General features: G+C 71.0%; 16 protein-coding genes and 2 pseudogenes. 9 read left to right on the plus strand and 9 right to left on the minus strand.

Features of this window, described 5'->3' with window-relative positions:
* The first annotated feature begins 87 nt into the window (after positions 1 to 87).
* Entirely contained in the window at positions 88 to 663 is a 576-nt protein-coding gene (locus ACZ7M3_RS20270) for an NUDIX hydrolase (protein WP_054236125.1), read from the plus strand.
* Here ACZ7M3_RS20270 and ACZ7M3_RS20275 read toward each other — a convergent pair.
* A complete protein-coding gene (locus ACZ7M3_RS20275) occupies positions 660 to 917 on the minus strand; it encodes a hypothetical protein (protein ID WP_054236124.1) in 258 nt (85 codons plus the stop codon). The two genes, ACZ7M3_RS20270 and ACZ7M3_RS20275, sit on opposite strands and share 4 nt — an antisense overlap.
* A 225-nt stretch (positions 918 to 1,142) precedes the next feature.
* Positions 1,143 to 2,003 (minus strand): 3-hydroxybutyryl-CoA dehydrogenase, encoded by an 861-nt coding sequence (locus ACZ7M3_RS20280; protein WP_352047975.1) that lies wholly within the window; start codon positions 2,001 to 2,003, stop codon positions 1,143 to 1,145.
* A gap of 259 nt (positions 2,004 to 2,262) precedes the next feature.
* Between ACZ7M3_RS20280 and ACZ7M3_RS20285 the strand changes: the two genes are divergently transcribed.
* Positions 2,263 to 3,495 carry a glycoside hydrolase family 10-like protein gene (locus ACZ7M3_RS20285; protein ID WP_472065236.1) on the plus strand — a complete coding sequence of 411 codons (1,233 nt, stop codon included), beginning with the start codon at positions 2,263 to 2,265 and terminating at the stop codon, positions 3,493 to 3,495.
* Positions 3,496 to 3,565: 70 nt separating this feature from the next.
* On the opposite strand, the gene ACZ7M3_RS20290 is transcribed toward ACZ7M3_RS20285, so the two are convergent.
* Both ACZ7M3_RS20290 and ACZ7M3_RS20295 read right to left on the minus strand, forming a co-directional pair.
* A complete protein-coding gene (locus ACZ7M3_RS20290) occupies positions 3,566 to 3,757 on the minus strand; it encodes a DUF1918 domain-containing protein (RefSeq protein ID WP_067365648.1) in 192 nt (63 codons plus the stop codon).
* A gap of 44 nt (positions 3,758 to 3,801) precedes the next feature.
* Positions 3,802 to 4,740 carry a DMT family transporter gene (locus tag ACZ7M3_RS20295; RefSeq protein WP_472064922.1) on the minus strand — a complete coding sequence of 313 codons (939 nt, stop codon included), beginning with the start codon at positions 4,738 to 4,740 and terminating at the stop codon, positions 3,802 to 3,804.
* Between ACZ7M3_RS20295 and ACZ7M3_RS20300 the strand changes: the two genes are divergently transcribed.
* The 5 genes and pseudogenes from ACZ7M3_RS20300 to ACZ7M3_RS20320 all read left to right on the plus strand — a co-directional run bounded on the left by ACZ7M3_RS20300 (position 4,739) and on the right by ACZ7M3_RS20320 (position 7,834).
* The gene (locus ACZ7M3_RS20300; RefSeq protein ID WP_472064924.1) at positions 4,739 to 6,175 is read left to right on the plus strand and encodes an aminotransferase-like domain-containing protein; all 1,437 of its coding nucleotides are present in this window, start codon (positions 4,739 to 4,741) and stop codon (positions 6,173 to 6,175) included. The two genes, ACZ7M3_RS20295 and ACZ7M3_RS20300, sit on opposite strands and share 2 nt — an antisense overlap.
* A 25-nt stretch (positions 6,176 to 6,200) precedes the next feature.
* Positions 6,201 to 6,419, plus strand: a pseudogene (locus tag ACZ7M3_RS20305) (carotenoid oxygenase family protein); the annotation flags it as partial.
* Positions 6,416 to 6,556 (plus strand): annotated as a pseudogene (locus ACZ7M3_RS20310) (carotenoid oxygenase family protein); the annotation flags it as partial. The pseudogenes ACZ7M3_RS20305 and ACZ7M3_RS20310, both read left to right, overlap by 4 nt.
* Before the next feature lie 64 nt (positions 6,557 to 6,620).
* Positions 6,621 to 7,103, plus strand: a complete 483-nt coding sequence (locus ACZ7M3_RS20315; protein WP_472064926.1) for a carotenoid oxygenase family protein — start codon at positions 6,621 to 6,623, stop codon at positions 7,101 to 7,103.
* A 146-nt stretch (positions 7,104 to 7,249) separates the two neighbouring features.
* On the plus strand, positions 7,250 to 7,834 hold the full coding sequence (locus ACZ7M3_RS20320) for a histidine phosphatase family protein (protein ID WP_382175938.1): 585 nt from the start codon (positions 7,250 to 7,252) through the stop codon (positions 7,832 to 7,834).
* Here ACZ7M3_RS20320 and ACZ7M3_RS20325 read toward each other — a convergent pair.
* Positions 7,831 to 8,286, minus strand: coding sequence for a DUF6314 family protein (locus ACZ7M3_RS20325; protein ID WP_472064928.1), 456 nt, complete (start codon positions 8,284 to 8,286; stop codon positions 7,831 to 7,833). The two genes, ACZ7M3_RS20320 and ACZ7M3_RS20325, sit on opposite strands and share 4 nt — an antisense overlap.
* A gap of 154 nt (positions 8,287 to 8,440) precedes the next feature.
* Here ACZ7M3_RS20325 and ACZ7M3_RS20330 point away from each other — a divergent pair, with 154 nt between their 5' ends.
* Complete coding sequence (locus ACZ7M3_RS20330; RefSeq protein ID WP_472064930.1) at positions 8,441 to 10,915, plus strand: alpha-L-arabinofuranosidase C-terminal domain-containing protein; 2,475 nt, start codon at positions 8,441 to 8,443, stop codon at positions 10,913 to 10,915.
* Here the strand turns inward: ACZ7M3_RS20330 and ACZ7M3_RS20335 are convergent.
* From ACZ7M3_RS20335 to ACZ7M3_RS20345, 3 genes are all read right to left on the minus strand, one after another.
* Entirely contained in the window at positions 10,905 to 11,345 is a 441-nt protein-coding gene (locus ACZ7M3_RS20335; protein WP_472064932.1) for a carboxymuconolactone decarboxylase family protein, read from the minus strand. The genes ACZ7M3_RS20330 and ACZ7M3_RS20335 overlap by 11 nt on opposite strands.
* The gene (locus tag ACZ7M3_RS20340) at positions 11,342 to 11,755 is read right to left on the minus strand and encodes a MerR family transcriptional regulator (protein WP_472064934.1); all 414 of its coding nucleotides are present in this window, start codon (positions 11,753 to 11,755) and stop codon (positions 11,342 to 11,344) included. Before ACZ7M3_RS20340 ends, ACZ7M3_RS20335 begins: the two co-directional genes overlap by 4 nt.
* Positions 11,756 to 11,892: 137 nt before the next feature.
* Positions 11,893 to 12,690, minus strand: coding sequence for a LysR family transcriptional regulator substrate-binding protein (locus tag ACZ7M3_RS20345; protein WP_472064936.1), 798 nt, complete (start codon positions 12,688 to 12,690; stop codon positions 11,893 to 11,895).
* A 57-nt stretch (positions 12,691 to 12,747) separates the two neighbouring features.
* Between ACZ7M3_RS20345 and ACZ7M3_RS20350 the strand changes: the two genes are divergently transcribed.
* Complete coding sequence (locus ACZ7M3_RS20350; protein ID WP_472064938.1) at positions 12,748 to 13,176, plus strand: DUF5997 family protein; 429 nt, start codon at positions 12,748 to 12,750, stop codon at positions 13,174 to 13,176.
* Between the two features lie 114 nt (positions 13,177 to 13,290).
* Here ACZ7M3_RS20350 and ACZ7M3_RS20355 read toward each other — a convergent pair whose 3' ends face one another.
* The gene (locus ACZ7M3_RS20355; protein WP_472064940.1) at positions 13,291 to 14,034 is read right to left on the minus strand and encodes a VOC family protein; all 744 of its coding nucleotides are present in this window, start codon (positions 14,032 to 14,034) and stop codon (positions 13,291 to 13,293) included.
* Between the last annotated feature and the right edge of the window lie 34 nt (positions 14,035 to 14,068).

Consider the following 14,068-nt stretch of genomic DNA (forward strand, 5'->3'; position numbering starts at 1 on the left):
CACCGAGCACTGTGCGCTGCTGTGCGCCTGCTGTCAGGACGCTCCTGCTGCGATATTGCCATCTACTCGGCGGAAGGTGGCAGAACCGTGCAGTGGACGAAACAGAACGAACAAACTGTGTACGCAAACCGCTGGTTCAGCGTCAATCTCGCAGATGTCGAGCTGCCGGACGGTCGGCACCTCGATCACTTCTTGATACGGCTGCGGCCCGTTGCCGTGGCCACGGTGGTGAACGAGGCCAATGAGGTGCTGCTCCTGTGGCGGCACCGCTTCATCACCGACAGCTGGGGCTGGGAACTCGCGGCGGGCGTCGTCGAGGACGGCGAGGACATCGCCGTCGCGGCGGCCCGCGAACTCGAGGAGGAGACCGGCTGGCGACCGGGACCCCTGCGCCATCTGATGAGCGTCGAGCCCTCCAACGGGCTCACCGACGCCCGGCACCACATCTTCTGGGCCGACGAAGGCGCGTACATCGGACACCCCGTGGACGACTTCGAGTCCGACCGTCGGGAATGGGTTCCCCTCAAGCTCGTCCCCGACATGGTCGCCCGCGGCGAGGTCCCGGCCGCCAATATGGCTGCCGCGCTACTCCTCCTGCATCACCTCAGGCTCGGGCAGGACGCGTTGCCCCGATCCATCCCCCCACGGCGCCCTGAGTGTTAACGCCCGAGAGCCTGCCAGACCGCCACGGCGAGTGCGCCCACGGCCGTGAGGGCCGCGATCGCGGGCAGTGGCCAGCGGGTGTGTTCCAGGGCGACGACCCGTGCGCTCAGGTCGTCGAGCTCCTTGGCGGTCTGTTCGGCGCGGTGACTGAGCAGGGCATGCCCTCCCTCGACGCGTGCGTATGCCACGTCGAGGCGACGGCGTAACTCTGCGAGTTCTCCATGGACCACGGGATGCTCCGGGTCGGCGGTCACGGGTCCGCTCCTTTCCGTAGTCGTCACATCCCTTGGATGCGCACGGAAAGTCAACTCGCCTGGTGGACACGTGGGGAGCGTGTGCGAGGGGCATATGCGAGCCCGGCGCGCACACGGCGTGTGAATGGCGCGGGCCCGGCACCGAAAGGGGTGCCGGGCCTGCGTCTGCCTGAGTTTCACCGTACGTAATCAGGTGAGGGTGCGAAAGGGGGCGACCGTACGCGATCAGGCGTAGGTGTAGAAGCCCGAGCCGGACTTCCGGCCGAGCCGGCCCGCGTCCACCATGCGCTGGAGCAGCGGGGGAGCGGCGTACAGCGGCTCCTTGTACTCCTCGTACATCGAATAGGCGACCGAGGCCACCGTGTCCAGGCCGATCAGGTCGGAGAGCTTGAGCGGGCCCATCGGGTGGGCGCAGCCCAGCTCCATGCCGTTGTCGATGTCCTCGCGGCTGGCGATGCCCGACTCGAACATCCGGATCGCGGAGAGCAGATACGGGATCAGCAGCGCGTTGACGACGAACCCGGAGCGGTCCTGGGCACGGATCGCGTGCTTGCCGAGAGCCTTCTCGGCGAACAGCTGCGCCCGGCTGAGGGTGCCCTCGGAGGTGGTCAGCGCCGGGATCAGCTCGACGAGCTGCTGCACCGGCGCCGGGTTGAAGAAGTGGATGCCGACGACCTGGTCGGGGCGCGAGGTGGCGACGGCGAGCCGGACCAGCGGGATCGAGGAGGTGTTGGAGGCGAGGATCGCGTCCTGCCGGGTCACCACCTGGTCGAGCACCTGGAAGATCTCGGTCTTCACCTGCTCGTTCTCGACGACCGCCTCGATCACCAGGTCGCGGTCGGCGAACTCGCCGAGGTCGGTGGTGAAGCTGAGCCGCTCCTGGGTGGCGGTGAGCTCGTCCGCGGAGATCTTTCCGCGCTCGGCGGCCTTGGCGAGGGAGTTGAACAGCCGGGTACGGCCGATCTCCAGCGCCTCACCGGTGGTCTCGGCGACCTTGACGTCGAGCCCGGCGCGGGCGCAGACCTCGGCGATGCCCGCTCCCATCTGGCCGCAGCCCACCACTCCGACGCGTTCGATGTCGGTCACATCGTCCCCTTCGCTGATCTACGGCTGTCGCAGGGCCCCCGTTGTTCGGTGCCTGCTCCGATCGTGCACGTCCCGTGCACGTTACTCCGAAGTATCGATGATCGATCGCCCGGGTGGGGCATGCTGGCCGAGGAGACGATCCGTGACCGGACGGATCCGGAGCGTGGAGGAGCGGGGCGCGGTGGCGCGGCTGACAGCGGGGGCGGCAGGGACGGGGCGGGGGTCACGGCGGACGTTCACCCTGACGGCGGTGGCGACGCTGGCGGGTCTTGTCACGACGGGGGAGCCGGGTCTCGGCTCGGCGGGGGACTCGGCTGCCGTACCCCGTTCCGGCGGAACCCGGGGGCCCGATCGGCCACGGACGGCCTCCGAGCTGCGGGGCATGTGGCTGTCGACCGTCATCAACCGCGACTGGCCCTCGCGGGCCGGCCTGTCCGTCGCCCGGCAGCGCGCCGAACTCCTCGCCCACCTCGACCGGGCGGTCGACCGTCGCCTGAACGCCGTGTTCTTCCAGGTCCGCCCCACGGCCGACGCGTTCTGGCCCTCGTCGTACGAGCCGTGGTCGCAGTACCTCACCGGCGTCCAGGGCAAGGACCCCGGCTGGGACCCGCTCGGCACGGCGGTGCGGGAGGCCCATGCGCGCGGCCTCGAACTGCACGCCTGGTTCAACCCGTACCGCGTCGCGAACCACACCGACCCCGGCAGACTCGTGGCGACCCACCCGGCCCGCAAGCACCCCGACTGGGTCGTCCGCCATGGCGGCAGGCTCTACTACAACCCCGGGCTGCCCGAGGTCCGCGCCTTCGTCCAGGACGCGATGCTCGACGCGGTGCGGTCGTACGCGATCGACGCCGTGCACTGGGACGACTACTTCTACCCGTACCCGGTCGAGGGACAGGTCTTCGACGACGACGCCGCGTACCGGACGCACGGCGCGGGCTTCGCGGACCGGGCCGCCTGGCGGCGCGACAACATCGACAGACTGGTGCGCGAGACGGCCACCCGCATCCCGTTGATCCGGCCCGGTACCCGCTTCGGGATCAGCCCGTTCGGAGTGTGGCGCAACAGCGCGACCGACCCGCGGGGCTCGGACACCAGGGCCGCCGTGCAGACGTACGACGATCTGTACGCCGACACCAGGAAATGGGTTCGCGAGCGGTGGATCGACTACATCGTCCCGCAGGTCTACTGGAACCTCGGCTTCGCCGCCGCCGACTACGCGCGGCTCGTGCCCTGGTGGGCTGCGGTCACGCAGGGCACGGGCGTGAAGCTGTACATCGGGGAAGCGCTCTACAAGGCCGGTGACCCCGCGCAGCCCGCGGCCTGGCAGGACCCGGCCGAACTCTCCCGGCACCTCACCTTCGCGCGCGAACACACTCAAGTGCGCGGACACGTCTTCTTCTCCGCCAAGGAAGTCGACGGCGACCGCGTCGGAGCGATGGCGCGGGTCGTGGCCGACCACTACCAGCGGCCGACGCGACCCGCGCCCTGAATCCCTGCCCGAATGTCTACAGCGGGTCCTCGTGCCCGAATGTCTACAGCGGGTCCTTGTGCCCGAATGTCTACAGCGGGTCCTTGTGACGGATTTCCGAGTCGGGGCCCGGCGAGCAGACCGCCTCGTGCCCGTCCGTGAAGCGCACGCGGTACGGGGGCGTGCCCTCCGTTCCTATTACTTCGGTGATCTCCGCGACCTTGTCGTGCTGTCCGACAACCCTGCCGTGCTGCACGAGCTTGTCGCCCACGTCTGCATGCATCTGAAGGGTCTCCTCGTCATCAGCGGGAGTAACGGTCCTGGGGCTCAGCCCCGCGCTCGCTGGGTGAGCGCGATGCAGATCAGCACGGCCGCGGCCGTCAGCGGCGCGGCCGGCGTGAGCTGCTCGCCGAGGAGCAGTACCGACCACACCAGTGTGAGCAGCGGCTGCGCCAGCTGCAACTGGCTGGCCTTGGGAATCCCGATCGCGGCCATCCCGCGGTACCAGACGACCAGCCCCAGGAACTGCGATCCGGCGGCCACCCACAGCAGTCCCGCCACGCTGTGCGCCGACAGGTGGACCGGCTCGTACGACAGCGCCACCAGCGCGCCGGGCACCGACAGCGGCAGACACAGGACCAGCGCCCAGCCGATGACCTGCCACCCCGGCATCGTCCGGGCGAGCCGGCCGCCCTCGGTGTAGCCGGCGGCGCAGATCAGCAGCGCCCCGAAGAGATAGGCGTCCGCGCTGCTCAGCGCCCCACCGCTCTGCAGCACGGTGAACGCGATCACCGCGGCCGCGCCCGCGAGGGCGGCGCCCCAGAAGGTCCGCGAGGGCCGCGCGCCGGTCCGCAGCGCCGACAGCAGCGCGGTCGTCAGCGGCAGCAGCCCGACGACCACGGCCGCGTGGGCGGTGGTGGACGTCTGCAGCGCGAGCGTCGTCAGCAAGGGGAAGCCGAGCACGACACCGGCGGCCACCACGGCGAGTCCCGCCCAGTGCCGGCGGGCCGGTACGGGTACGCGCAGCGCCAGCAGACAGCTCCCGGCGATGACGGCGGCGAGGACGCTGCGCACGGCCACCAGCGACCAGGGGCCGAAGCCCTCCAGGCCCCAGGCGGTGGCGGGGAAGGTGAGGGAGAAGGCGGTGACGCCGAGCGCGGCCTGGAGGGTGCCGGAACGGCGGTCCGCCGGGGGCGCCTGCTCGGGCGTCCTGGGCGTGTTGACCGCTATCCCGATCCGGTCAATAGCGCTACTCTGTGCTCTCATGCAAGAGCGTAGCAGTGTCGGAGATCTGGCGAATCAGCTGCGACAGGAACTGAACCGCTACTCACCCGGTGGAAAGCTGCCGTCGAGCCGGGCACTCGTCGAGCGGTTCCGGGCGAGCCCGGTGACGGTGTCGCGGGCACTGGCTCAGCTCGCCGCCGAGGGGCTGGTGGTGACCCGGCCGGGCGCCGGCGCGTTCCGCGCGCACCCGCGTACGTCCGCCGCGCCCGCCGGGGACACCTCCTGGCAGGAGGTCACGCTGAGCGCGGACGCCGCGACGGAACTCGTCCCGCGCACGGTGGACGCCTCCGGGGTCCTCGCCTCGCTCGCCGCTCCGCCGCCCGGGGTCGTCGAGTTCAACGGCGGCTATCTGCACCCCTCGCTCCAGCCCGAGCGGGCCATGGGGGCGGCCCTGTCGCGGGCGGGCCGGCGTCCCGGCGCCTGGTCGCGGCCGCCGATGGAGGGGCTGACGGAGCTGCGCGAGTGGTTCGCGCGGGGGATCGGCGGTGCGATCACCGCCGCGGAGGTGCTCGTCACAGCGGGCGGCCAGTCCGCGCTGACCACCGCGCTCAAGGCCCTCGCCCCGCCGGGGGCACCGGTCCTGGTCGAGTCGCCCACGTACCCGGGCATGCTGGCGATCGCCCGCGCGGCGGGCCTGCGGCCAGTACCCGTACCGGTCGACGCGGACGGGGTGAAACCGGACCTGCTCGCCGACGCCTTCAGGGCGACCGGCGCCCGGGTGTTCGTCTGCCAGCCGCTGTTCCAGAACCCGACCGGCGCCGTGCTCGCCCCCGAGCGGCGCGCCGAGGTGGTGCGGATCGCGCGCGAGGCGGGCGCGTTCGTCATCGAGGACGACTTCGTACGACGTCTGGTGCACGAGGACGCGGGGCCCCTGCCGCGTCCGCTGGCCGCGGAGGATCCTGACGGGGTCGTCGTGCACGTCTCCTCCCTGACCAAGGCGACCTCGCCGAGCTTCCGGGTCAGTGCGCTGGCCGCGCGCGGTCCGGTCCTCGAGCGACTGCGTGCCATCCAGGTCGTGGACACCTTCTTCGTGCCGCGTCCCCTTCAGGAGGCCGCGCTCGAACTGGTCGGCTCGCCCGCCTGGCCCCGTCATCTGCGGGCCGTGTCCGCCGAGTTGAGAAACCGCCGCGACACGATGACGACCGCGCTCCGGCTGACTCTCCCCGAACTCGCCCTGCCCCACATCCCCTCCGGCGGCTACCACCTGTGGCTCCGCCTGCCCGACGGCACCGACGAGTCCGCCCTGGTCTTCGCGGCCCTCCGCGAGGGCGTGGCCGTCGCCCCCGGCCGCCCCTACTTCAGCGCGGAGCCCCCTGCGGGGCACCTCCGGTTGAGTTTCGCGGCGGTCGGGGGGACGGGGGAGATCACGGAGGGGGTACGACGGCTGAGGGCGGCGTGCGACGGCGTGCTGCGGTGACGGGCGCCGACACCCGGCCGTCGACGAGATCACCGCCACCGAGCTGACCGTCGAGGACTCCCTGCCGCCGGAGCTGACCGGCCGGCTGATCCGCAACAGCCACAACCCCAAGCCCGGCGTCACCCCCACCCACTGGTTCAAGGGCAGCCGCATGGTCCACGGCATCCGGCTGCGCGAGGGCGGCGCGAGTGGTACCGCAACCGCTGGGTGCGCACCCCCGCCCTGGACGGCGCCCCCTACATGACCGAGCACGGCCCGGACCTGACGGCCGGCGCCGCAGGCACCCACGTCATCGAGCACGCCGGACGCCTGCTGGCGCTGTGCGAGGCGAACGTCCCCTTCGAACTCACCCGGGACCTCGACACGGTCGGCGCCCATGACTTCGACGGCAAGCTGCGCGGTGCGATGACCGCGCACCCGAAGACCGACCCGGTCACCGGTGGGCATGACGCCGATGCGCGCCGGCGAAGATCCGCTGGTTCTCCATCGAGCCGGGCAACATGCTGCACGCCGCCAACGCCTACGAGGACGCCCGTGGGTCGGCGCTCCCGGCCGCGGCACCGAGCCCAACACCCGCTCCTGCAACCGCCGATACCAGTACGCGGTCTCCTTCCCCGACCAGCACGGCTACGGCGGCTACGGCATCGTCAAGTACGACCGCACCACCGGCGCCCGCCGCGTCCACCGGGCCGGCGACGCCCGCCTGCCCAGCGAGGCGGTGTTCGTCCCCGTCGCGGGCGCCACTCGCGAGGACGACGGCTACCTGCTCACCGTCGTCTCCGACCTCAAGCAGGACGCCTCCCAGCTTCTGGTCCTGGACGCCTCGGGCCTGGACCGGATCGCGACGGTCCACCTCCCACGCCGGGTGACCGGCGGCATCCACGGCTCCTGGATCCCCGACACCGACCTCGACACCTCCGCCGGCTGACCGCCAGTGGCCCCCGGGGGATCGCCCCGGGGGCCCGGCCCCGCACCCTCCGATGGGTCCGCTTCGGCAAGCACACTCCGCCAAGTCTGCGTATACCTTGCGTAACGCCTCTTGACCTGCGGAGTCCCGCACTCCACGATCGCCGCATGCATCTTCGGGTCACTTTCGTCGCCGCCGCTCGCAGCTCCTCGCTGCTGGCCGAACGCTTCGAGGACGACCGGCCGCTGGACCAGGCCGGCTGGGACGAAGTGCAGCGCGCCGCGCCGGAACTGGTGCCACTGGCGGCGGCCGAGCTGCGCTACTGCTCGCCGACCCCGCGCAGCCGCGCCACCGGCGACGCCCTCGGGTACGCGCCGCTGGCGCAACCCGCGCTGCGCGACTGCGACATGGGCCGCTGGCGCGGCTTCACGCTGGGTGAGGCGATGGCCCGCGAGCCGTCGGCGGTCGACGCCTGGCTCGCCGATCCGCGCTCCGCCCCGCACGGCGGCGAGTCCCTGACCTCCTTCATCTCCCGCGTCGGCGGCTGGCTCGACACCCGCCCGGCGGACGACGGCAGCCGGATCGTCGCGGTGGCCGAACCCTCGGTGGTGCGGGCCGCGCTCGTCTACGCGCTCAAGGCCCAGCCCTCGACGTACTGGAACATCGACGTCCGCCCCCTGTCGACGATCACCCTCACCGGCGTCAACGGCCGCTGGAATCTGCGCCTGGAAGGCGTGCCGCAGCACGTCTAGGGCAGCCGTGTGTAGTCGGTCGTGAGGACCAGGTCCTTGGCGGGGCCGCCCACCCGCCACACCGTGCGCCAGCGGTTCTCGTCCCGCACCGTGAACTCGCCCCGATAGAGGTCCGCCGCGCACGGGTGGTCGGCGACGTACCGGCCGGTGCTCAGGTCCAGGTCGTGGAAGGGGCGGCCGTCGGAGAACCGGACGAGGGCCGTCGCCGGGCTCGGCCCCGGCAGAAACCGCAGCGTCCGTTCGGCGGTCCGGGGCGTGCCCTGCCACACGAACGTGCCGGATTCCTGGTGCAGAAGTCCCTGTGGGTCTCCAGGCTCCTCCAGCGGGCCGAAAATCGTCGTCCCCGTGAACCGCCCCTCCGCACCGTTCGCGAGATCCCGCACCGAGCGCTCCACCCGCCAGCTCCCGCCCAGGTGGGCGAGCACGTCCGTCACTGGCCAGAACTCGCCCATACCGTTCCGCTCTCCGTCCCCTGTGATGCTGCGCGACCCATTGACGCGCTCTGACCCCCTCCCTATCTTGCCGTTCGAAGTATTGACCATTGTCCGAAATTTCGAACAACTCAAGACCTCGAACAACTCAACACCACAGAGCCGCGGAGTATCGATGCCACGCACCCGCACCCGTTGGAGACTCGGACTCACGGCCGCCGCACTCCTGGTGGCCTCAGCCGTCGTTCCCGGGCCCACCCATGCCGCCGCCGACGTCACCGACTACGCGATCACCGTCGACCCGAAGGGCTCGGGCGCGAAGATCGACGACACCATGTACGGCGTCTTCTTCGAGGACATCAACCGCGCCGCGGACGGCGGACTGTACGCGGAGCTCGTACAGAACCGGTCGTTCGAGTACAGCACCGCCGACAACAGGTCCTATACGCCGCTCACCTCCTGGGCCACCACGGGCACCGCGACGACCGTGGACGACGGCGGCCGCCTCGACGCCCGCAACCGCACCTACCTCGCCCTGGGCGCAGGCTCGTCCGTCACCAACTCCGGTTACAACACCGGGATCAGGGTCGAGAGCGGCAAGACGTACGACTTCTCGGTCTGGGCCCGCGCGGACGCGAGGACGCCGCTCACCGTGACCCTGCGCGACGCCGACGGCGCGCTCGCCGAGGCCCGGCAGGTCACCGCGCGCGGCGGCTGGGCCAAGTACCGGACCAGGTTCACCGCCACCCGCGACAGCACCACCGGGCGCCTCACCGTCGCCGCCGACGCTCCCGTCGCGCTCGACATGATCTCGCTGATCCCCCGGGACACCTACAAAGGCCACGGCCTGCGCAAGGACCTCGCCGAGAAGATCGCCGCCCTGCACCCCGGCTTCGTGCGCTTCCCCGGCGGCTGCCTGGTCAACACCGGCAGCATGCAGGGCTACGACGAGGCCTCGGGCTATCAGCGCCGGCGCTCGTACCAGTGGAAGGACACCATCGGCCCGGTCGAGCAGCGCGCCACCAACTCCAACTTCTGGGGCTACAACCAGAGTTACGGGCTCGGCTACTACGAGTACTTCCAGTTCGCCGAGGACATCGGCGCGATGCCGCTGCCCGTGGTGCCCGCGCTCGTCACCGGCTGCGGCCAGAACAAGGCCACCGACGACGACGCGCTCCTCAAGCGCCACATCCAGGACACCCTCGATCTCATCGAGTTCGCCAACGGGCCGGTGACCAGCGAATGGGGCAGGAAGAGGGCGGCGATGGGCCACCCGAAGCCCTTCCACCTCACCCACCTCGAAGTCGGCAACGAGGAGAACCTCCCCGACGAGTTCTTCGCCCGCTTCAAGCAGTTCCGCGCCGCCGTTCAGGCCAAGTACCCGAACATCGAGGTGATCTCGAACGCCGGACCCGACGACTCCGGCACCACCTTCGACACCGCCTGGAAGCTCAACAAGGAAGCCGACGTCGACATGGTCGACGAGCACTACTACAACAGCACCCAGTGGTTCCTGCAGAACAACGACCGCTACGACTCCTACGACAGGAACGGCCCCAAGGTCTTCCTCGGCGAGTACGCCTCCGGCGGCAACACCTTCAAGAACGCCCTCGCCGAGGCCGCGTACATGACCGGTCTTGAGCGCAACGCGGACGTCGTCAAGCTCGCCTCGTACGCCCCGCTGCTCGCAGGCGAGGACTACGTGCAGTGGCGGCCCGACATGATCTGGTTCAACAACCACGCCTCGTGGGGCTCGGCCGACTACGAGGTGCAGAAGCTGTTCATGAACAACGTCGGCGACCGGGTGGTGCCGTCGACGGCCACCACCACGCCCTCGCTGAGCGCGCCCATCTCCGGCGCCGTCGGCCTGTCGACCTGGGCGACCACGGCGGCGTACGACGATGTGTCGGTGACCGGCGCCGACGGCACCACGCTGCTCAGCGACGACTTCGGCGGTGACGCCTCCCGGTGGACCCACACGGGCGGCGGGAGCTGGAGCCTTCAGGACGGGCAGTACGTGCAGACCGACGTGGGTGCCGAGAACACCATGGTGTCGGCGGGCGACCCGGCCTGGCACGACTACGACCTGCAGGTGAAGGCCACCAAGAAGTCCGGCAAGGAGGGCTTCCTCGTCGCCTTCGGCGTCAAGGACACCGGCAACTACTACTGGTGGAACCTCGGCGGCTGGAACAACACCACCACCGCCGTCGAACAGGCCGTGGACGGCGGCAAGTCGACCCTGATCTCCAAGCCCGGCACGATCGAGACGGGCAAGACGTACGACGTCGACATCAAGGTCCGTGGCCGGCAGGTGACCCTCTACCTGGACGGCCAGGAGTGGGGGAGTTTCAAGGACGACAAGCCCGCGGAGCCGTTCCGTCAGGTCGTCACGCGGGACGCGAGGACCGGCGACCTGATCGTCAAGGTCGTCAACGCGCAGGCGGCGGACGCCCGTACCGCGATCGATCTGGGCGGGGCGAAGGCGGGCCGCGAGGCCGCCGTCACCACCCTCCGGGCCGCGCCGGAGGCGGTGAACTCGGAGACGGTGACCGCGGTCGCCCCCGTGCGGTCCACCTTCGACGGCGTCGCCGACAAGTTCACCTACACCTTCCCGGCGAACTCCGTGACCTTCCTGCGGATCAGGCGGTAGCCGGAGGCGTGGGCTGTTGTCCGGCGGGCAGCAGCCCACGCTCGGCGAAGACCTTCTTCGCGACCAGGCTCGCGTTCATCGCCTTCGGTATGCCGCAGTAGACGGCCGAGTGCAGCAGCGACTCCACGATCTCGTCCGGAGAAAGACCCACGTTCAGGGCCGCGTTGACGTGCACCTCCAACTGGACCTCACAGCCGCCGAGCGCGGTGAGCATGCCGAGCGTCACCAACTGGCGGTCGCGCGGGGCGAGTCCGGGCCGGTCGTAGATGTCGCCGAAGGCCCAGGCGACGATCTGGTGGCCCAGCTCGGGGTTGATGTCGCCGAGCGCCTCGACGACGCGCTCTCCGGCCTCGCCGTCGACGCGCTTGAGGACCTCCAGGCCGTGCTCGAAGCGCTCCTCGCGCGTGGTGGCGGTGTTCGTGAGCGTCATGAGAGGTCGTCCGATCCCGGCTGGTCGAGCAGCCGTACGTAGTGATCGATCTTGTCGTCGAGGGAGGCCGCGTTGCGGCGCAGCGCCCGGATACGGTCCGCGAGGTCGGCGCGGTGCTCCCGGAGCATCGCGAGCCGGTCGGGGACCGTGGCGTCGCCGCGCGCCCGCAGCTCGGCGAACCGCTGCATGTCCGCGATCGACATGCCCGTCTCGCGCAGCCGGATGAGGAACTCCAGCCAGGCCAGGTCGGCCGCCGCGTAGCGCCGCTGGTTCCCGGTGGTCCGGCCGACCCGTTGGATCAGGCCGGCCTTCTCGTAGTACCGCAGCGTGTCGTGCGAGAGTCCGGTGCGCTCGACGACCTGGGCGATCGTGAGCGTCGGCTGCTGCGGGAGGGGCTGTTCGCCGGTCATGGAGAAACCGTAGAACCTGGAGTGCGCTCCAGGTCAAGCTTCATCCGTCGGACCATTCTGGGCTGCATCCGCCGGGCAGCCCCGGGCTTCATCTGCCGGGCCATCCTGGAGAGGGGCCGACGGCGCTTCGGCCCGGGTCAGGAACGGCGGCGGGGCTTGCCCCGCTTGGCGCCGCCCTTGGCGCCTCCGGAACCGCCGCCGCGGGGGTTCCTGCCGGTCGTCGACTTGCCGGACGACTTGCCCGCGGCGGGCTTGCGCCGTGCGCCGCCGCCCGTCTCGGGACGCTTGGCCTTCGTCGGAGCCGCGGGCGCCGCCGGGGCGTGGGCGCGTCCCCGTGTGCTGTTGACGGTCCGGCCGCGGACGATCCCGATGAAGTCCTCGACCAGGTCGGTGGTCGCGTCCTGCGGCCAGGACAGCGCGACGCGTGACTCCGGGGCGTCCGTGACCGGCCGGTAGGTGAGGTCCTTGCGATGGTGCAGGCGGGCGAGGGACTGGGGGACGACGAGGAGCCCGACGCCCGCCGCCACGAGTTCGACGGCGTCCTCGGTCGTGGCGGGGCGTTCGAACGCGGGCTGTCCCGGCGGACGCTCCCAGTCGAGGGTGTCGTCGAGGGGGTGCAGCACGATCTCGTCGGCGAGGTCCTCGGAGGTCACCTCGTCGACCGCCGCCACGATGTGGTCCTTGGGGACCACGACCACCGTCGTCTCGGTGTAGAGGGGGATCGCGCTGAGGTCCTCCGGGTCGACCGGCAGCCGGACGAATCCGGCGTCGGCGCCGCGCCCCCGCAGCACGTCGAACGCCTCGGCGGTGGAGACCGCGACGAGGGTGAGGGGGATGTCGGGCAGCCGCTCGTTCCAGATCCGCACCCACTTCGTGGGCGTCACTCCCGGGACATAGGCGAGCCGGAACGAAGGGGGTACTTCCGAGCCAGTCACCTCGCCAGGCTATCGGTCGTGGTCGGAGGTCGCGCACACGCTCGATACCCTTGACGCATGACGTCGCACCAGACCACCCAGACCATGAAGCCCGCCACCGCGGCGAAGAAGCTGGGTGTGTACCTCGAGGCCACCCCCGCCGAGTTCCAGGAGGGCGTCGTCTCGCGCGCCGAGCTGAACGCCCTGCAGGCCGATCCGCCCGCGTGGCTCCAGGAGCTGCGGCGCACCGGCCCGCACCCCCGGCCCGTGGTCGCCGCGCGGCTGGGCATCTCCATCGCCGGGCTCGCCCGCGGCGGGGTCACCGATGCCCTCACCACGGAGCAGATCGACGCCCTGAAGCAGGAGGACCCGGGCTGGCTGCGCCGGGAGCGCGCCACCCAGGCCGAGGTCCGCAAGGAAGAGGTCCGCATCAAGGAGAAGCGCGCGGAGCAGCACGCTGAGCGGAACACGGAGCGCGCCGCCCAGCCCCGCACCTCCCGCCCCTGACCCCGCCCCACGCGCCTCCGTCGCCCGGCGCCGCCCACCGCTGACTGTCCCGCCACCGACCCGAACGCGTCGTCCGCCCGCACCCCGCTCTCACTGAGTCGTCGAGGCTCCGGGTCAGGACCGGGCGAGGACGCAGAACTCGTGGCCCTCCGGGTCGGCCAGGCAGGTCCACGGGACGTCGCCCTGGCCGAGGTCGAGGTCGGTGGCGCCGAGGGCCCGCAGCCGGGCCACCTCCGCCGCTTGATCGTCACCGGGGTACGGCAGCAGGTCGACATGGACGCGGTCCGGCACGGTCTTCACGCCGGGCGTGCGGAGGAACTCGAGATACGGGCCGACACCCTTGGCGGAGCGCAACACCGCGTGATCGGCGGTCACCTCGTGCAGGGTCCAGTCCATCGCCCCACCCCAGAACCGGGCCATGGCCCGCGGGTCCTCGCAGTCGACCACCACCGCGGCGATCGGCCCGGTGTCCCGGTAGCTCTCCCGAGGCTCCAGCACGCAGAACTCGTTGCCCTCCGGGTCGGCGAGGACCGTCCACGGCACATCGCCCTGGCCCACGTGGGCGGGCGTCGCACCGAGAGCCTTCAGACGCGCGACCAACTCCGCCTGATGGGCCGCGGAGGTGGTGGCGAGGTCGAGGTGCACACGGTTCTTCGTCGTCGTCTTGGGTCCCGGGACGGTGACGACGTCGATGCAGACGGCGACCGGGTCCGGCCAGACGAAGCCGCCGAGGGGCTCGACGTTGGTCACGCCGGGTCCCTCGCTGGAAACACCCCAGCCGAGTGCCTCCGCCCAGAACCGACCGACCGCCGAGTCGTCAAGAGCCTTTATGTTCACCTGAACAGGTCGCAGCGCCATGTCGGCGATCCTAATACGGCTGGATTGCATAAAC

This window comes from Streptomyces sp. NPDC111656, from assembly GCF_055656965.1.